The sequence below is a fragment of the Streptomyces atratus genome, assembly GCF_014648655.1.
In the GTDB taxonomy this organism is placed as follows: Bacteria; Actinomycetota; Actinomycetes; order Streptomycetales; family Streptomycetaceae; genus Streptomyces; species Streptomyces atratus.
This window is the reverse complement of sequence record NZ_BMRN01000005.1, coordinates 353,363-371,487: the sequence shown is the minus strand read 5'-3', so window position 1 is coordinate 371,487 and position 18,125 is coordinate 353,363. Positions and strand designations below refer to the sequence as shown.

Genomic DNA, 18,125 nt, shown 5'->3' with positions numbered 1-18,125 from the left:
CAGATGCATCTCGCCGCCCACTTCCCGGGTGTGAACAACACGACCGTCTGGGCGGACCCCCGCTCCAGGAGCCAGATCGACTTCTCCTCCTTCGAACACCTCGCCCGCACGGCGGAACGCGGCAAGTTCGACTTCTTCTTCCTCGCCGAAGGGCTGCGGCTGCGCGAGCACAACGGCCGAATCCACGACCTGGACGTGGTCGGCCGCCCGGAATCCCTCACCGTGCTGGCCGCGCTGGCGGCCGTCACGGACCGGCTGGGCCTTGCCGCCACCGTCAACGCCACCTTCAACGAGCCGTACGAACTGGCCCGTCGCCTCGCCACCCTCGACCACCTCAGCGACGGCCGGGCCGCCTGGAACGTCGTCACCTCCTCGGACGCCTTCACCGGGGAGAACTTCCGGCGCGGCGGCTACCTCGACCGGGCCGACCGATACACCCGGGCCGCCGAGTTCGTCGCCACCGCCCGCGAACTGTGGGACACCTGGACTCCCGACGGCACTCCGCGCCCGTTCGCGCACCATGGGCAGCACTTCACGATCGAGGGGGAGTTCACCGTCCCGCGCTCCCCGCAGGGCCATCCGATCGTCATCCAGGCCGGGGACTCCCCGGAGGGCCGCGAGTTCGCCGCGTCCGCCGCCGATGTCATCTTCACCCGGCACGGCACCCTGGAGGCCGGCCGCACCTTCTACGCCGACGTCAAGGCGCGGCTGGCCAAGTACGGCCGGGAAGCCGACGAGCTGAAGATCATGCCCGGGGTCACCTTCGTGCTCGGCGACAGCGATGCCGAGGCCCAGGAGAGGGCGGCCGAGATCCGCCTCCAGCAAGTCTCCCCGCAGAACGCGCTCCTGGCCCTGGAACAGATCTGGGGCCGTGACCTGTCCTCGTACGATCCCGACGGACCGCTGCCCGAGATCGACCCGGACCCCGAGTCCTCGCTGGTCCAGGGCCGGGTCAGGCACGGAGACCCTCTCGCGGTCGCGGCCCGCTGGCGTGCGCTGTCGAAGGAGAAGGGGCTGTCCATCCGGCAGACCGTCGTCGAGACGACCGGGCGGCAGTCCTTCATCGGCGGCCCGCAGACGGTCGCGGCGCAGCTGACGGAGTTCGTCGCCGCCGATGCGGCCGACGGATTCATTCTCGTACCGCATCTCACCCCGGGCGGCCTGGACGACTTCGTCGACCGGGTCGTCCCGCTCCTCCAGGAACGCGGTGTATTCCGCTCCGAGTACACGGGTCCCACACTGCGGTCGCATCTCGGGCTCGCCGGGCCGGTATGGAAAGGTTGATCGCATGAGCACGGACGCACAGCAGCCGCACGATTCCGGGCAGGCGGCACAGGACTGGAAGCACTGGCACGAGGAGCGCACCACGACGGTCGCGGCACCGTACGGACCGCTCTCCCTCACTGGCACCCACTGGCTCTCCGATTACCCGGAGGGCCACATTCCAGGGGTGCCTGGACAGTGGCGGGAGGACGGCGAGGAGCTGGTGCTCAGCGCCGCCGCCGCGGACGGTCTGACCGTCGACGGAAAGCCCTTCACCGGCCAGGTCCGCCTCACCGCCGACCGCGGCCCGATCGGCGAGTCCCGTGTCGCGCACGGCGAGCGGCGGCTCGTCGTGCTGAGTCGCGAAGGGCTCTGGGCGGTACGGGACTTCGACCCGGACTCCGTGGCGCGGCGCGTCTTCCGGGACATCGAGGTCACCCCGTACGACGCCCGCTGGGCGCTGCCGGGCACCTTCCGCCCGTACGAGAGCGCCGTTACGGTCCGGGTCGAGAACGCCGACGGAGTCGAGCGCGGCCTCGGACTCGCCGGCGAGGTCGCCTTCGAGGTCGACGGCACGGAGCACACCCTGCAGGTCGCGGTCGAGCCCGATGGCTCGCTCTGGGCCGTCTTCGCAGATGCCACCAGTGGAAACAGTAGCTATCGCTTCCGGTTCCTGCGGCCCGCGGCCCCGTCCGAGGACGGCAGTGTGACTGTCGACCTCAACCGTGCGCTGCTGCCGCCCTGCGCCTTCGCGGACCACTTCATCTGCCCCTTCCCGCCGCCCGGCAACACCCTTCCCATCGCTGTCGAGGCGGGGGAGCGGAACCGCGTCGACGGCTGATGCACTGCCACATCCCCTCGGGACGACGTCCCCGGCAGCCCATGTGCTGCCGGGGACGCCCGTGCTGTCCGACAAGTTCAGGCCAGAAGGCCCTCTTGTGCCAGAAGTTGACGCCTTGAATACTTCCGAGCAGCGCTTGTCAGGAGCACGGCATATTCGAGCTGCGGGCATGCCGTGCGAACGACTGCGCCTCACGGGTCCGACCACCCCACAGGCGGACCCCCGATTCCCCTCGGGAGGAATGAAAAGTGAGGATCAAGCGCACCACCCCCCTCAGCGGTACCGCGAGACGCAGCAGGGCTGTCGCCATCGCCGCAGGACTTGTCGCCGTCGCCGCACTCGCCGTCCCCTCCGCCCAGGCCGACACCACCACAACCTTCAGCGCCAAGCAGCTCTCCGCCGCGAGCGACGCGGTGCTCGACGCCGATGTGGCGGGGACCGCCTGGAGCATCGACCCGGCGACCGGCACCCTCGTGGTCACCGCGGACAGCACGGTCTCACAGGCCGAGATCAAGCAGATCAAAAAGTCCGCCGGAGCCAACGCCGGCGCCCTGCGGATCGAGCGCACCCCCGGAAAGCTCAGCAAGCTGCTCTCCGGCGGCGACGCGATCTACGCCCCCGGCTGGCGCTGCTCCCTCGGCTTCAACGTCCGCAGCGGCAGCACCTACTACTTCCTGACCGCCGGTCACTGCACCGACGGCAATCCGCCCTGGTACACCAACTCCTCCAACTCGACCAGCATCGGCCCGACGGTCGGATCCAGCTTCCCGACCAATGACTACGGGCTGGTGCGCTACGACAACACCTCGCTCGCCCACCCGGGCACCGTCGGCAGCGTCGACATCACCAGCGCGGCCAACGCCACGGTCGGCATGTCGGTCACCCGCCGGGGCTCCACCACCGGCATTCACGGCGGCACCGTCACGGGCCTCAACGCCACGGTCAACTACGGCGGTGGAGACATCGTCTACGGCATGATCCAGACCAACGTCTGTGCGGAGTCCGGCGACTCCGGCGGTCCGCTCTACTCCGGCTCCAAGGCGATCGGTCTCACCTCGGGCGGCAGCGGCAACTGCTCCTTTGGCGGTACGACGTTCTTCCAGCCGGTCACCGAGGCGCTCAGCGCGTACGGGGTCAGCGTCTACTGACGCCAGGCACCCCGGTCCGGCCTTCGAACAGGCAGTCGGCCGAGACGGAGCCCCCGCCCGAATCCTGGGCGGGGGCTCCCGTTCACCCCGCGGCTTTTGAGAGGATGTGGGGCAGGTCGGTCATGCAGGAGCAAACGGGGGCGGATGCTGTGCCTCCCGGAGGGATGCCCTCCGGGACCCCCCCGGCAGACACCTCAGGGGGTTCCAGGTCCGTGAAACGCATCGGAGTGACCGGCCATCGCAGCATTCCGCGGGAGGCCCATGCCCATGTGCTGGCCGGGTTGGAGGCGGCGCTCTGCGGCTTCGAAGGCTCCTTGGAGGCCCTCTCCAGCCTGGCGGTGGGGGCGGACCAGCTCTTCGCCGACCTCGCCCTGGCCCGCGGTGCGGATCTGACCGTGGTCATCCCCAGCGGCGACTACGAATCCTGCTTCGCCGACGCAGCCGAACTCGCCCGCTACCGGGCCCTCAAGGGCCGGGCGGTCCGGGAAGTCCGGCTGGACTACCCGCACTCCACCGACGAGGCGTACTACGCGGCGGGCGCGTACATCGCCGACCACTGCGACCGGCTGCTCGCCGTGTGGGACGGAAGGCCGGCCCGGGGCTTCGGCGGCACGGGCGACATCGTGACGTACGCCCGCAGCCTGGGCCGCCCGGTCACAGTGATCTGGCGCGAGGGCGTGGAGCGCACCTGACCGTTTCCCGCCGCCGTCTAGGTATGCGACCGCGCGTCCGCAGTTGCTGAATACTCGTCACATCTGATGTCTGGCAAGCCAGTCGGTGTGCTGCGGGGAGACGATGCGCTCGGTCTCGAAAACCGCCCGCGGCCACTGACGCTCGGTCAGTGTGGTCTCCATCGCCACCTGCATCGCCTCCAGATCCTGCTCCACCAGCGAGTGGGCCGAGATCAGTGGGTGGTGGCGGCGCATCTCGCTCCATGCCAGGCAGGCCGCCGCGGCGGCCGACAGCACCCCCGTCAGGGCGAACGACTGGGTGACGGAGAACGTCCGCAGCAGCGCGAACACCAGGGCGAGACCCGCCAGTGCGGCAATGGTGGTCGACCAGACGAGCGTGGCCCGCCGGGACACCTCCTGACGCCTGCGGTACCAACTGCGCTGCTCGATCAGCCGGTCCCGTACGTACGTCTCCTTGCGCACGGTGAATGCCTTGTTCCGCAACTCGCGCATGGAGTCCGTTATCAGGCCGCCCGAATCCGCCGTCAGGTCGCGAGGGTCGGCCCACCCCACCTTCCGGAGCTCCTGGAGACCTTCTTCGAGACGATTCGCGAACACCGCCTCGGGGTGCTGGGTGGTGGTGTCGAACGGCGCGCCGTGCACCGAGTAACGCCAGCACATCGACTTGATGAACTCTGCTGCCGAGCGATTGAGTTGCCATTGCGACTTTGCTTTGCGTTGGGCGGTGAGGTACATCGTGATCAGGACACCCACATAGGCCAACACGCCGACACCATCGGTGAGTTGAAACGAGTCACCTATCTCCAGGTGCCAGGGCACCGCGGCCGGTATCGCGCCGATGACCAGTAGAATCAGCTGGACGCGGGTGGTGTTCACGGCCTCCCGCTGGCTCGCGATGGCGATCGCGTCCGTGTGATGGAACAGCGCCGGCAGGTCGGCGTTCCTGAACACCATGCTCTGCAGCGGTCCGGGAATCGCCGTCATGTTCACTCCCGTCTGCGGTTATGTCGTCACCTCAATGGTGGAATCGGTGGTTCCGTTCGATCCGGGACGGTCCCACGTGACGCTCTTGTTCCAAGTGGGCGTCCTCAGTTGCCAACCGAGGCCATGAGAGTAAAGTCGTGCCGCCGGACACTGCAATGGTGCAGATACCGTTGCTGCATTCCTGTCTGGAACCATTCCATCGGAACAAACCCCCTCAAGGACGGCCGTGAAGACCTCTGAATCCTCCCTCTCCTTCGCTGTTGCGAAGAAGAACCGTGTGCCGCTCGCCGAGATCGATGTCCGCGGCACTGCTGCTGCCCGGAAGCTCGGTCGTGTGCATGCCGCGTCAGCCGGTCGCCCCACCCAGGCATCGACCTTCAACTCGGCACTCTGAACCGACGCCTCGGCACTCCGAACCAATGCCCCGACCACCCCTTCGGGCTGGCTAGACTGGCGGAATGACAGGACCCCTGGTCCCTTTCCGCGAAGTCGTTCTCAAGGTTCACAGCAGGTGCGATCTTGCCTGTGACCATTGCTATGTCTATGAACATGCAGATCAGAGCTGGCGAACCCGGCCGAAAACAATCTCTGATGATGTCATCTTCCGGACTGCTCAACGCTTGGCCGAGCATGCCAAGACACATGCACTGCCCTCCGTGTCAGTGATCCTGCACGGAGGGGAGCCTCTACTGGCGGGCCCCGCCCGATTGCGGCGCGTCTGCGAAGAGCTCACCTCCGCCTTCGAAGGCATCGCGGAGCTCGACCTCCGTATCCATACCAACGGACTCCAGCTCAGCCCGCGCTATCTCGACCTCTTCGACGAGTTCGACGTCAAGGTAGGCATCTCCCTGGACGGCGACCGGGCCGCCAACGACCGGCACCGCCGCTATGCCGACGGACGCAGCAGCCACTCCTTGGTCCTCAAGGCCGTCGAGCTGCTCCAGCAGGAACGCTACCGCCATCTCAACCTCGGGCTCCTGTGCACCGTCGACATCGAGAACGACCCGCGCGCGGTCCTCGACGCTCTCACCGAGCTCGACCCGCCGCTCATCGACTTCCTGCTTCCGCACGCCACCTGGGACGAGCCGCCGCCCCGCCCGGACGGCTCACCCACCGCCTACGCCGACTGGCTCCTCGCGGTCTTCGACCGCTGGCAGGAGCAGGGGCGCCCGGTGCCGGTAAGGCTCTTCTCCTCGGTGCTGTCCACGCTGAGCGGCGGCCCCAGCCTCACCGAGTCCCTGGGGCTCGCCCCCACCGACCTCGTCGTCGTCGAGACCGACGGCCAGCTGGAGCAGGTCGACTCGCTCAAGAGTGCCTACGAGGGCGCGGCGGCCACCGGATTCGATGTCTTCACCCACACCTTCGACGAGGTCGCGGCCCACCCCGGGGTGCGGGCCCGCCAGCTCGGGCTGGCCGGTGTCAGCGAGACCTGCCGCCGATGCCCGGTCGTACGTTCGTGCGGAGGCGGCCTCTACACCCACCGGTACCGCTCCACGGGGCCGTCCGGCGTATTCGACAACCCGTCCGTGTACTGCGCCGATCTGGAGGCCCTGGTGCGCGGCATCGAGGCACGCAGCGCAGCGGCCCTTGTCGCACCCGCGGTGGCCGAGCCCGTCGAGCTGCTCGCCGCCCAGCAGGACCTCACCCGCACCCTGCTCGCCCGGTTGAACGCCGACGTCGGACGGCGCGGCGGCGAGCAGTGGGCGGCCGTCTGGGAACTGGCCGCCACCATCGACGCGTCCGAGGAAGGGGCCCGCGGTCTGGACGAGGTGCTGGCCCACCCCTACACCCGCAGCTGGCTGCTGTACGCGATGGAGCTGGCCCAGGAGCGGCCCGGGGCCATGCAGGTGGCGCGTCGGATGCCGGTGTATCTCGCGGCAGCCGCCGTACGGGGCGGCCTCGATCTGCCCGTACGGGTGACCTTCTCGGGCGGCAGGATCTTCCTGCCCGGTCTCGGCGAGTTGCGGATCGCGGATGCGGGGGAGCGCGGCACGGCACTGGTGCGGGCAACCGAGGACGGCTTCCTGGTCCGGCAGGAAGAGAGTGACGCGGCCGAACTGAGGGTCGTACGGCCGGAGGCGGCCGGTCCCGGCTGGCGGCCGTTGCGCCGGCTCGCGACGCCCGGTTCGGCGCCCGGCCTCGTGCTCGACGACCTCGACCCGTACCGCACATGTTTCTCCGTGCCCGCCACGGACGCCCTCGACGACCGGGCCGCAGCCGACCTGGAGGCCAGGACCAAAGAGGCGTGGACGCTGATCGAGGCGAAGGCGCCCGGGCGTACCGGCGAGATGGCGGGCCGTCTCACCACCCTCACACCGCTGACCCGTCTGGCCCCGGCGGAGCCCGCCGTCGGGCGGCACGGATACGGGGCTCTGGGGATCTCTCCGCACGGCAGCGCGGAGGAGTTGGCGTTCGCGTTGCTGCGGGGCTTCCGGCGGGCCGAATTGCGGGCGCTTTGCGATGTCACGGATCTTTACGCGGCAGACGGCTCCTGGGAACATCGGATGCCCTGGCAGGAAGAACCAGTTCCGTTTTCCCGGTTGCTGGCCGACACCTATGAGCGGATGGCGTTGGGGGCTTTCGAGCCGAGCTATCTGGAGGGCGTACCGCAGGCCCTCGACACGCTCGATGGTGCCGCCGAGCTGACCATCAGTGGAAAACGACTGCTGGATCAGATGCGAAAAGAGATCTGAGGCTTGCATTCCGGTTTAGCCGGGGCCGCCGGTACGCACAGGACAACTGGGAGGAACAGACGCAGACCGAATTCGATCAAGGAATGATCGACTGAACCTGGGAACGTATGACTGAAAACTGGCGTTGAATGACCGAACGCCATGGGGGTGGAGCAACGTCCGCTCCGGAATGATGAATTCGCTCGCATTCACTTCAATCCTCGGGTGCGGGTGCTCACACAGGACGGGGGTCGTGTGCACGCAACAACGCAGCAGCGAGCGGCGGACCATCGGCCGTACTTCTTCTTGAGTTATGCACATACACCGGGGTACGGCGGTGGAACGGACCCCGACATGTGGGTCGAGCGGCTCTTCCAGGATCTCTGCGGCCATGTGATGGCCATGACCGATCTGCCCGCGGGCGCGCCCGCCGGGTTCATCGACCGCGAGATACGCTCCGGCGAGGGCTGGTCGGAGCGGCTCGGCGAGGTGCTCGCCACCTGCCGGGTGTTCGTTCCGCTGTTCTCGCCGCGCTACTTCGCCAGCGAGATGTGCGGCAAGGAGTGGTACGCCTTCGCCCAGCGCGCCATTCACTACCGGGCACGCTCCAACCAGCCGGCCGAGGCGATCGTCCCGGCGCTCTGGGTGCCGGTACCGCCGAGCCAACTCCCGGGACCCGCCGAGAGGTTACAGTTCAACCACCGCGACTTCGGGGACCGTTACGTCAGCGACGGACTCTACGGACTGATCAAACTCAAGCTCTTCACCGAGGAGTACGAGCGCGCGGTGTACGAACTCGCCAAGCGCATCGTCAACGTCGCGGACACCATACGGATCGGCACCGGCCGCCCCGTCGACTACCGGCTGGCCCCCAGCGCCTTCGGCCCGCCGAACAGCGGAGCCGGCGGCCCCCGCCCCATGCAGGTGACCATCGCCGCTCCCACCCGGCACGACCTGCCCGAGGGACGCAACGCCGATTACTACGGCGACAACCCGCAGGACTGGAACCCCTACCACCCGGCCGCCGCCCGTCCCCTGGCCTATGTCGCCGAGGACCTGGTGCGCTCCCTCAACTACCAGGCCACCATCTCCTCCTTCGACGAGGAGTCCGGGCACCCGGAGGGCAAACAGCCGCCCAGCAGACCGGAGATCCTGCTCGTCGACCGGTGGGCCCTGCAGGACGAGGACCGGCGCCGACGGCTCGCCGCCTTCGACGCCGAGAACCGCCCCTGGGTGACGATGGTCGTGCCGTGGAACCGCGAGGACCACGAGAGCAGGGCGGCCGAGGCCGAACTGACCGAGAAGCTCGAACAGACCATGCCGACCAAGATGCGCCAGGGGCGGGCCTACTGCCGCGCCGCCGCCAAGGGCGTACCCAGCATGGAGGCCTTCGGACAGATCCTGCCGCAGGTGGTCGAGGTGGCGGCCCAGCAGTACCTGAGACATGCGGCGGTCTACCCACCCGCCACCGGCGGCGGGCACACCGAACGGACACGGTTGATGGGGCCGATGGCGCAGACGTACTACACCCCCGGGACACACGACCCTGCGACGGATGCGGAGGACACGGATGACGGCCAGTCGTGACGGGCGCATCGTCACTTTCTACTCGTACAAGGGCGGCACAGGGCGCACCATGGCTCTGGCCAACACCGCCTGGATACTCGCCGCCAACGGAAAGCGGGTACTGGCTGTCGACTGGGACCTGGAGGCACCGGGGCTCCACCGGTTCTTCCACCCGTTCCTCGACCCGTCGACACTCGGTGCCACCACCGGCGTCATCGATCTGATCACCGAGTACGCGTGGGCCGCGACCAGCCCCGTCCAGCGTGCCGACGACTGGCACCGCGACTACGCCCGTATCCAGCCGCACGCCGTATCCCTCACACCCGAGGCGCTCGGCTGGGAGTTCCCGCACGGCGGCACCCTCGACTTCGTCTCCGCCGGGCGGCAGAACCGCGAATACTCCGCGACCGTCTCCACCTTCGACTGGGACAACTTCTACGACCGGCTCGGCGGCGGCCACTTCTTCGACGCCCTGCGCGACGACATGAAGGCCAACTACGACTACGTCCTCATCGACAGCCGCACCGGCCTCAGCGACATCGCCGACATCTGCACCGTCCACCTGCCCGACGTCCTCGTCGACTGCTTCACCCTCAGCGACCAGTCCATAGACGGCGCCGCCTCCGTCGCCCGGCAGATCTCCGAGCGCTACACCGGCCGCCCCATCTCCATCTTCCCCGTCCCGATGCGCATCGACGAGGGCGAGAAGGAGAAGGCCGATGCCGGACGGGCGCTGGCCCGGCTGAAGTTCGACCGGCTGCCGCGCGATCTGTCCGGGGACGAGCTCACCGCCTACTGGGGCGCGGTGGAGATTCCGTACCGCCCCTACTACGCCTACGAGGAGACCCTCGCGACCTTCGGCGACGAGGCCGGTCTCACCAACTCGCTGCTCTCCGCCTTCGAACGGCTCACCTCCGTCATCACCGGCCAGCAGATCACCTCGATGCCGCCGGTCGGCGAAGAGGTACGGCTGCGCATCCGTGACGCGTTCACCCGGCGCAGGCCCGCGCTGCCCGCCGATCTCTTCCTCAGCTATGTGGCGGAGAACCGGATGTGGGCCGACTGGATCGAATCCGTGCTCACCCGGGCCGGGTTCCGCGTCGTACCGCGCGATGTGTCCGCCGAGCGGGAGACCCCGGAACCGGCGGTCGCCGCCGCGGAGAACGCGGCCCGTACCGTGGTGCTGCTCTCCAGCGCCTACCTCAAGTCGCAGCGTGCGGTGAACCTCTGGGAGCGGGCCGTGGCGGAGGACCCCGGCGGTGGCCGGCGCCATCTGCTGCCGCTCAGGGTCGGTGACGTACGGCTGTCCGCGCCCTACATCGACCGCAACCCCGTCGATCTCTTCCGGCTCGACGAGGTGCATGCCACCGCCGCCCTGTTGCGCGCCCTGGACCGGCCCGTACAACTCACCGACAGTGTGTCGCCGGGACCCCGCTTCCCCGGTACCGTCCCCAGGATCTGGAACGCGCCGCCGCGCAACCCCGGCTTCACCGGCCGCTCCCTGGTCCTGGAGCGGATGCGCGACCAGCTCGGCGGCGGCATGGCCGTCGTGCTGCCGCAGCCGCAGACCCTGTACGGACTCGGCGGCGTCGGCAAGACCCAGGTCGCCCTGGAGTACGTGCACCGCTTCATGGCCGACTACGACCTGGTGTGGTGGATATCGTCCGAGCAGACCGACGACGTGGTGGCCGGGCTCGCCGAGCTCGCCGTCCGGCTCGGTGCCCAGGGCGGCGACGACATGGCGGCCGCCTCCCAGGAAGCCGTGGACCTGCTGCGGCGCGGCGTGCCCTCGGACCGCTGGCTGCTGGTCTTCGACAACGCCGACGACCCCGAACGGCTCAGGCGCTACTTCCCGCAGGGCGGCTCCGGACACATCCTGGTCACCTCCCGGAACCAGGCATGGTCCCAGCACGGCGACGCACTGCCCGTCGACGTCTTCCTGCGCGAGGAGTCCATCGAACACCTTCAGCGCCGGGCCCCGGGGCTGAGCGACGAGGACGCCGCCCAGGTGGCCACCGCAGTCGGTGACCTGCCGCTCGCCGTCGAGCAGGCGGCGGCCTGGATCGCGGAGACCGCCACGCCGATCGACACCTATCTGGAACAGCTTGCGCAGCAGGCTCCCGAGGTGCTGGCGCTCAACCAGCCGGCGGGCTACCCGCAGCCGGTCGCAGCGACCTGGAACATCTCCATCGAACGGCTCAAGGAGCGCTCGCCCGCCGCGGTGCGGCTGCTCCAGCTCTGTGCCTTCTTCGCCCCCGAGCCGATCTCGGGGAACCTCCTGTACAGCAAGGAGATGATCGAGGCACTGAAGCCGTACGACGCCGCGCTCCAGGAGAAGCTCGTGCTGGGTCGGGTCATCCGGGAGATCGGCCGGTTCGCTCTCGCCAAGGTCGACCAGGTCTCCAACTCCATCCAGGTGCACCGTCTCGTCCAGGCCGTCATCCGGGCACAGCTAAGCGAGGAGGAGCAGCGCGACGCCCGGCATGCCGTCCACCGCATTCTGGCGGGTGCCCGGCCCGATGAGGACGAGCCGATCGACAACCCCTCGACCTGGCCGCAGTTCGCCACCCTCTGGCCGCACCTCGTCCCCTCCGACGCCCGCAACTGCAAGGAGCCCGAGGCCCGCAGGCTGTTGATCGACCGGGTCCGATACCTCTGGAAGCGAGGTGACTTCAGGACCGCAGGCGCCCTCGGCGAGGAGCTGCGCGCCATCTGGAAGGAGACGCTGGGGGAGCGGGACATCCAGTACCTCTACCTCTGCTTCCACCTCGCCAACATCTACCGCGCGCGCGGCCGTTATGTGGAGGCGAAGGAGCTCGACGAGATCACCCTGGCGACGCAGCGGGAGGTCCTGGGACCGGAGCATCCGCACACGTACATGAGCACCAGCAGTCTGGCGACGGACCTCGGCACGCTCGGTCAATACACCATGGCGATCGAGCTGGCGACCGAGGCCACCGACGGGTTCAACCAGATCTTCCACGATTCGCATCCGAGGACCCTGGCGGCGGCCAACAACCTGGCGTTCACCCTGCGGTCCATCGGGCAGTACGCCAGGGCCAGGGAGATCGACCAGGATGTCTTCGACCGGCGGGTCGAGGTGCTCGGCGCGGAACACCCGTACAGCCTCTCCTCGGCCATGAACCTGGCCCGGGACCTGCGTGACGTCGGGCGGTACGAGGACGCGGTCGGCATCCTCGGCCGCACGTACGACAGTTACAAGGCCACGCTGGGACGGGCCTTCCCGGGCACGCTGAGCGCGGCGAAGAGCCTGGCGGTGTCGCTGCGCCGGGCGGGCAGACTGGAGGACGCCCGCAGGCTCACGGTGGCCACCCGCGCCCGGTACCGGGCCAAGTACACCGCCGCCAACCCGGAGTCGCTGGCCTGTGACCTCAATCTGGCGGCCGACCTGTTCGCGGCGGGCGAGGCGACCGAGGCCAGGGACACCGCACAGGAGGTCGTCGACCAGTACATGAAGGTGCCGGGGGAGAAGCACCCGTACACCCTGGCCGCCCTGAACAACCTCGGCGTCTACCAGTTGGGGGCGGGCGAGGTGGAGGAGTCGGAGCGGGTGCTGACCCGAGTGGTCGCGTCGATGCGGGAGGTGTACGGGCAGGAGCACCCCAACACCCTGTTCTGCGTCATGAACCTGGCCAACGCGACGGCCGAACGGGGCGATCTCGACATCGTGCTGGAGACCGAACGAAAGGTGGCCGGACAGCTCAGGCGCGTCCTCGGGGCGCACCACCCGGAGACCCTGGCCATGATGTCGAACATGGCGGTCACCTTCGATGCGATGGGGCGCAAGGACGAGGCGCTGCGGCTGAGGGCGGAGACGGTCGACGAACTGTCCCGGCAGCTCGGCGACGACCACCCGATGACCCGGATCGCCCGGGACGAGCGCCGGTTCGAGCGCGAGCTGGAGCCGATGCAGGTCTGAGCCGCGGGAGCGTCCGGCGGCCACCGGACGCTCCCTGTCTCTCCCTGCCTCCTCCTGTCCCGCCCGGGTCCGTTCCTCAGCAGGCAGCCGGCTCCAGCAGCCAGTTGAGGATCGTGGGCAGCACGTGCAGCGCGTCGAAGTGCGCGGCCGCCGGTTCCACCACGACGGTGGAGTTCGGGATGCGCTCGGCCAGCCAGCGGGAGTGGCCCACCGGCGAGAACACATCCTTCTCGCCGTGCCACAGCATCACCGGACCCGGAATGTCCGCAGGGTCGAACCCCCACGGACGGCTGAACGCGATCGCGTCGTCGATCCAGCCCCATGCCGAAGTGCGCAGCCCCTCACGGTAGTTGCGCAGCAGCATGGTGCGGACCCCGGCGTCGTTGACCACCATCCGGTCGGAGTCGGTCAGCTCCCTGCGCAGATCGTCGATGAGGCTGACCGGATTCTTCCTGATCACCGCGGACCGCGAGATGAACGACTCCGCGAGCCCGTCAGGATCGGCCGCCGCGGTGGAGTACGCCAGCACATTGGAGGCGGCCATCCCGTCGAACCAGTCCAGGCCGTCGGCGCCCCAGGGGGCCAGCCCGACCAGTGCGGCGGTACGGGTGACGCGCTCGGGCATCAGCGCGGCGCAGGCCAGGGCGTGCGGGGCACCGCCGGATCGGCCCACCACGGCGAAGCGCTCCAGCTCAAGGTGGTCCGCGATGGCCCGTACGTCCTGAACGACATCGGCGACACAGCGGCCCGGCAGCCGGTCGGAGTCGCCGTAGCCCGGCCGGTCATAGGTGATCAGCTGTGTCTTGCGCTGGTACAGCACCATGCCGCGCGGAGCCGGACCGAGCCTGCTGCCGGGCATTCCGTGCAGCAGGAAGACCGGTCTGCCGCGGGGATCTCCCAGACGCTCCACCACCAGATGCCGCCCGTCCGTTGCGCGCACCCGATTACGCACTTGGCGCCTCCTCCGTATGGTGCGGGCACCGCGTGCCCGACTTTTCCCGCCCGATTCGATGATGGCTCATCAGAGCACTTACCGGGACTGCGTGTTGGGAAACCGTGGGAGTGTTCGGGGGCGCGTTGGTTATTCGCGCCGGTGTCGGCTCCGGCGCGAAGCCGACTGGCTTGATCTTGTTCCTGCTCGACCACGGCTTCCACGAGACCGACCAGGGCACCCGCTACACCATCGGTCTGCTCGCCCGGACCGAGATCACCGACCGGCTGCGCCAGCTGAACCGCCAGGCGTACGCCGACGAGGTCCACCTCGGCCTGCATGAGAAGCCGGCCAAGCACCCGGACATGCCGAAGCCCTCCGCCGATGCCATTCGGAAGCGCAAGGAGCAGTTGGCGGCGCGAGGTGGTTCGGATTTCGGTGAGGGCGCCGAGGGCGCTCTGTTCTGAGCTTTCGCGTATGACAACGGGCTCGTCCGCATCACCTCAATTGATGCCGATGAGCCCGCTGTTCCGTTCAGGAAGCCTTGCCGGGACTACCCGCGCGCGAGAGTTACGAACGCCGCCCACTCGCCCCGGCCGACCCGCAGCTCCGGTCCGCCACCCGCCGCCTTCGAATCCCGTACGTGCACCGCACCTGGGCCGGCAGCCACCTCCACGCAGTCGCCACCGTCCGATCCGCTGTAGCTGCTCTTGAACCAGCGCAGCTCGTCAACGTTCCCGGGTACCTGCTCCACGCTCATGTCTCTCCCACCAGCCGTTCGATGAGCCGCGCAGACGCCTCGACGTTCAGGGCCTGCGATCGCAGCTTGCCATATCGCAACCCGAATGAGCTGACCTCTGCCGGATCGCCGACGACACACCCGACACCCTGGGACTCGAAGTAGCCGAGGTGCCGGAGTTCCTTCGTCTGAACCGTCACGAATGGCCCGTTCTTCCCAGGATGAAACCCCAGCCCGGCAGGCATGACCTGAACCTCGACATTGCGCAACTCGCCTACCTCCAACAGGCGTTGCCACTGGGCGCGCATCACCTCTCTGTCGCCCACCGGGTCGCGCAACGCCTCCTCCCCGATGATGAACGACAACTCCGCCAGCGGATCCCGCGTCAGCAGCTTCTGCCTGCTCAGCCGTGCTTCCGTGTGCTGGTCGATGATGTCGTCGCTGAACGGCGGGCAGTGGCCGCCGAACACGGCCCGTGCGTACGCCTCCGTCTGCAACAAGCCCGGCACCAGCAGCGGATCGTACGAGAAGCGGCTCAACACCTCCGCCTCGATGAGGGCGAAGTTGCGGAAGAACTGCGGAAGCTTCGCCCGGTCCACATCGGCCTGGAGTACTTCCAGTACCCCGCCCGCAGCCAGAACCCGGTCCGCCGCGACGGTGAACGCCTCCTTCGCGGGTCGTCGCCCCTGCTCGACCGACGCGACCTGTTCCAGGGAGTACCCGATGGCATCTCCGAGTGCCTGTTGATTCAACTCGGCCCGCTTGCGCAGGTGCTGGAGGAGCTTGCCGTAGGCCACCCACACCCCCGGCAGCTCGCTGTCCTCCTTCGTCTTCGTCGCGCGGCTGTTCCGTGTATCCCGCATTGCCCTCACGCCCTTTCCGCCACCGTTCACGCCCCGCCCGCCAGCTACCCGTAGCTTTTGCTCAACTCCACTACGGCTGGGCAAGGTTCAACGAAAGGGCCTTTTTCAGGGACACGGCCCCCGCCCCGTACGGCACCCGTACAAGACCCGTACAACTCAGGGCGGCGCCACTTCACCCGGCCCGTACCGCCGATATCCCGTACGGCCGTCGCACCTGGTCACCGACTTCTGCCGAGTCCCACGATGGCGTCGTGAAGCAACAGGAAAGCACCAATGAACCACTCGACCCAGCACCCGAGTTCAGCCTCCGCCTCAGTAGCACCCCACGTGGCGCCCGGCTGGCGCGTACCCTCGCGGTCCAGCAGCTCACCGAGTGGTACGGCAGCCCGTACGACTCCGAGACTGCTCGAACCGTCGCCCTCGTCACCGCCGAGCTGGCCGCCAACGCCATCACCCACGGGCGCCTCCCCGGGCGCGACTTCCGGCTGGCGCTCCTCCTCCTGCCCCACGCCGTCCGTATCGAGGTGACCGACACCCGCCCGGAGCGCCTGCCGCCCATCCCGGCAGCGGGGCCCGCGTCCGGCGACGCGGCATCGGGCCGCGGTCTGCTGCTCGTCGAGGCGTACGCGGACCGTTGGGGCTGCACCGTCCGCGACGAGTTCACCAAAACGGTCTGGGCGGAGGTGCATTGATGGAGGTCGCCGGGGCCGCGCCGGGGATGGCCCGGCCTCGACACACCTCGTGCTCGCCGCTGAGGTTGCCGCCGCAGAAGCGTGAGCGCGTGGCGAACGCGGACGACCGGGAGCGGATCACCAAGCCCGCCGGACGGATCGGCCAAGGCGAGGTCGAAGCTGTCCGCAGGGTGACCGACGGGATCGCCGACATCCTCGACGAACGGGGCGGTGGGTGCGCGCGGCCTATTGCCGCATCTCGGCGACCAGGAGCGGAGTGCCGGGGAACTGCTCAGCACGGGCGACGAGTTCGCTCAGGTCGTCGAGGGTCGGTTCACGGTCGTTCTTGGGATACGGCTTCAGCGATACGGGTGGCATGCGCTCATCATCTCGGGATGCCTTGGTGTTCACACCCTGTCAATTCGTCACTCCTACCTTCCGGAAGCGTGCGACCCCGCCGCCGACCGGTGGCGGGCAAGTCACCACCTCCCCCTGGAGTGACAAGTGGAACGTCGCAATTTCCTTCGTGGAGCGGTCATCGGCGGTTCGGCCATGGCCTTCGGCGGAACCCTGATGCACGGCGCCGCCTACGCGGCCCCGGCTCAGCCCGGTTCCGGACCCTACGGGGCACTGGGCGGCGCGGACGCCAACGGCATACAGCTGCCTTCCGGGTTCACCAGCAGGGTCATCGCCCGGTCCGGCCAGAAGGTCGGCTCCACCGACTACACCTGGCACAACGCCCCTGACGGCGGTGGCTGCTTCGCCGACGGCACCGGCTGGATCTACGTCTCCAACTCGGAGATCAATCCCTCCGGCGGCGCGAGCGCGGTCAAGTTCTCCTCGACCGGCGCGACCGTCGGCGCGTACCGGATCCTCTCCAACACCCGGCAGAACTGCGCGGGTGGTGCCACCCCGTGGAACACCTGGCTCTCCTGCGAGGAGGTCAGCCTCGGATACGTGTACGAGACCGACCCGTGGGGTGTGAACGCGGCCGTCCGCCGGGACGCGATGGGCAGGTTCAAGCACGAGGCGGCCGCGGCCGACCCGGTCCGCAAGGTGATCTACCTGACCGAGGACGAGACCAACGGTTGCTTCTACCGCTTCATCCCGACGACCTGGGGCAACCTGTCCTCCGGCACGCTCCAGGTACTGAAGGCCGGCACCGCCACCTCCGGCTCGTTCACCTGGGCGACCGTGCCGGACCCGGACGGCGCCCCGACCGTGACCCGTGACCAGGTCTCCGGCGCCAAGCGGTTCAACGGCGGTGAGGGCTGCCACTACTCGAACGACACCGTCTGGTTCACCACCAAGGGCGACAACCGCGTCTGGCAGGTCAACCTGGCCACGAACACCTATGAACTCGCCTACGACGACTCGCTGGTGGTGGGCGGGGGTGCCCCGCTGACCGGTGTCGACAATGTCACCGGCTCCTCCTCCGGTGACCTGTTCGTCGCCGAGGACGGCGGCAACATGGAGATCTGCATCATCACGCCCGACGACGTGGTGGCTCCCTTCCTGCGGATCACCGGCCAGTCCGCCTCCGAGATCACCGGACCGGCCTTCTCGCCCGACGGCAAGCGGCTGTATTTCTCCAGCCAGCGCGGTACGACCGGCAGCTCGTCCGCCGGCATCACGTACGAGGTGACCGGTCCCTTCCGGGCGTAGGCTCCTCCGGCTGGGCGCTGCCCCTCAACAGGGCGGCGCCCAGCGGCGTCACCGTGCGCGGCACGGCGTTGCCGTGCCGCAGGGTGATTACCAGGCCCGCCTCTCGCGGTGTGATCGTGCTCTTTGGGCCGGCGGCAGGGAACGAGGTGC

At 68.6% G+C, this 18,125-nt stretch carries 16 protein-coding genes; 11 read left to right on the top strand and 5 right to left on the bottom strand.

Translation table 11 applies throughout. From position 1 onward, the window contains the following. Positions 1–3: 3 nt before the first annotated feature. The 4 genes from IEZ15_RS11785 (at position 4) to IEZ15_RS11770 (ending at position 3,944) form a co-directional block, all read left to right on the top strand. A complete protein-coding gene (locus IEZ15_RS11785) occupies positions 4–1,284 on the top strand; it encodes an NtaA/DmoA family FMN-dependent monooxygenase (protein ID WP_189276461.1) in 1,281 nt (426 codons plus the stop codon). A 4-nt stretch (positions 1,285–1,288) separates the two neighbouring features. Further along, positions 1,289–2,104: a DUF1684 domain-containing protein gene (locus tag IEZ15_RS11780; protein ID WP_189276366.1), complete on the top strand. Its 816-nt coding sequence runs from the start codon at positions 1,289–1,291 to the stop codon at positions 2,102–2,104. A gap of 248 nt (positions 2,105–2,352) precedes the next feature. Beyond that, on the top strand, positions 2,353–3,252 hold the full coding sequence (locus tag IEZ15_RS11775; protein WP_189276364.1) for a S1 family peptidase: 900 nt from the start codon (positions 2,353–2,355) through the stop codon (positions 3,250–3,252). A gap of 212 nt (positions 3,253–3,464) precedes the next feature. Then, positions 3,465–3,944, top strand: a complete 480-nt coding sequence (locus tag IEZ15_RS11770; protein ID WP_114243745.1) for a hypothetical protein — start codon at positions 3,465–3,467, stop codon at positions 3,942–3,944. Positions 3,945–4,001: 57 nt separating this feature from the next. On the opposite strand, the gene IEZ15_RS11765 is transcribed toward IEZ15_RS11770, so the two are convergent. After that, entirely contained in the window at positions 4,002–4,928 is a 927-nt protein-coding gene (locus IEZ15_RS11765) for a DUF4231 domain-containing protein (protein ID WP_229845840.1), read from the bottom strand. 226 nt (positions 4,929–5,154) lie between these two features. Between IEZ15_RS11765 and fxsA the strand changes: the two genes are divergently transcribed. The 4 genes from fxsA (at position 5,155) to fxsT (ending at position 13,106) form a co-directional block, all read left to right on the top strand. Beyond that, positions 5,155–5,322, top strand: coding sequence for an FxSxx-COOH cyclophane-containing RiPP peptide (gene fxsA, locus IEZ15_RS11760; RefSeq protein ID WP_229845839.1), 168 nt, complete (start codon positions 5,155–5,157; stop codon positions 5,320–5,322). Between the two features lie 64 nt (positions 5,323–5,386). Continuing rightward, complete coding sequence (fxsBH, locus tag IEZ15_RS11755; protein ID WP_189276362.1) at positions 5,387–7,621, top strand: radical SAM/SPASM protein FxsBH, inactivated beta-hydroxylase extension form; 2,235 nt, start codon at positions 5,387–5,389, stop codon at positions 7,619–7,621. A gap of 210 nt (positions 7,622–7,831) precedes the next feature. Beyond that, positions 7,832–9,187, top strand: coding sequence for an FxsC protein (fsxC, locus tag IEZ15_RS11750; protein ID WP_229845852.1), 1,356 nt, complete (start codon positions 7,832–7,834; stop codon positions 9,185–9,187). Next, positions 9,171–13,106, top strand: coding sequence for an FxSxx-COOH system tetratricopeptide repeat protein (gene fxsT / locus IEZ15_RS11745; RefSeq protein ID WP_114243743.1), 3,936 nt, complete (start codon positions 9,171–9,173; stop codon positions 13,104–13,106). Before fsxC ends, fxsT begins: the two co-directional genes overlap by 17 nt. A gap of 76 nt (positions 13,107–13,182) precedes the next feature. Here fxsT and IEZ15_RS11740 read toward each other — a convergent pair whose 3' ends face one another. Beyond that, positions 13,183–14,058, bottom strand: coding sequence for an alpha/beta fold hydrolase (locus IEZ15_RS11740; RefSeq protein ID WP_114243742.1), 876 nt, complete (start codon positions 14,056–14,058; stop codon positions 13,183–13,185). Between the two features lie 170 nt (positions 14,059–14,228). Here IEZ15_RS11740 and IEZ15_RS11735 point away from each other — a divergent pair, with 170 nt between their 5' ends. Then, positions 14,229–14,504 carry a hypothetical protein gene (locus IEZ15_RS11735; RefSeq protein ID WP_229845838.1) on the top strand — a complete coding sequence of 92 codons (276 nt, stop codon included), beginning with the start codon at positions 14,229–14,231 and terminating at the stop codon, positions 14,502–14,504. An 86-nt stretch (positions 14,505–14,590) separates the two neighbouring features. Here IEZ15_RS11735 and IEZ15_RS11730 read toward each other — a convergent pair whose 3' ends face one another. Both IEZ15_RS11730 and IEZ15_RS11725 read right to left on the bottom strand, forming a co-directional pair. After that, positions 14,591–14,797 carry a DUF397 domain-containing protein gene (locus IEZ15_RS11730; RefSeq protein WP_114243741.1) on the bottom strand — a complete coding sequence of 69 codons (207 nt, stop codon included), beginning with the start codon at positions 14,795–14,797 and terminating at the stop codon, positions 14,591–14,593. Next, on the bottom strand, positions 14,794–15,639 hold the full coding sequence (locus IEZ15_RS11725) for a helix-turn-helix domain-containing protein (RefSeq protein WP_189276358.1): 846 nt from the start codon (positions 15,637–15,639) through the stop codon (positions 14,794–14,796). The genes IEZ15_RS11730 and IEZ15_RS11725 overlap by 4 nt, the downstream gene beginning before the upstream one ends. A 251-nt stretch (positions 15,640–15,890) precedes the next feature. Here IEZ15_RS11725 and IEZ15_RS11720 point away from each other — a divergent pair, with 251 nt between their 5' ends. Continuing rightward, a complete protein-coding gene (locus tag IEZ15_RS11720; RefSeq protein WP_189276356.1) occupies positions 15,891–16,331 on the top strand; it encodes an ATP-binding protein in 441 nt (146 codons plus the stop codon). A 225-nt stretch (positions 16,332–16,556) separates the two neighbouring features. Here IEZ15_RS11720 and IEZ15_RS46395 read toward each other — a convergent pair whose 3' ends face one another. After that, entirely contained in the window at positions 16,557–16,688 is a 132-nt protein-coding gene (locus tag IEZ15_RS46395) for a hypothetical protein (RefSeq protein ID WP_268250372.1), read from the bottom strand. Between the two features lie 126 nt (positions 16,689–16,814). Here IEZ15_RS46395 and IEZ15_RS11715 point away from each other — a divergent pair, with 126 nt between their 5' ends. Continuing rightward, positions 16,815–17,975, top strand: a complete 1,161-nt coding sequence (locus IEZ15_RS11715; RefSeq protein ID WP_189276354.1) for an alkaline phosphatase PhoX — start codon at positions 16,815–16,817, stop codon at positions 17,973–17,975. Positions 17,976–18,125 lie beyond the last annotated feature (150 nt).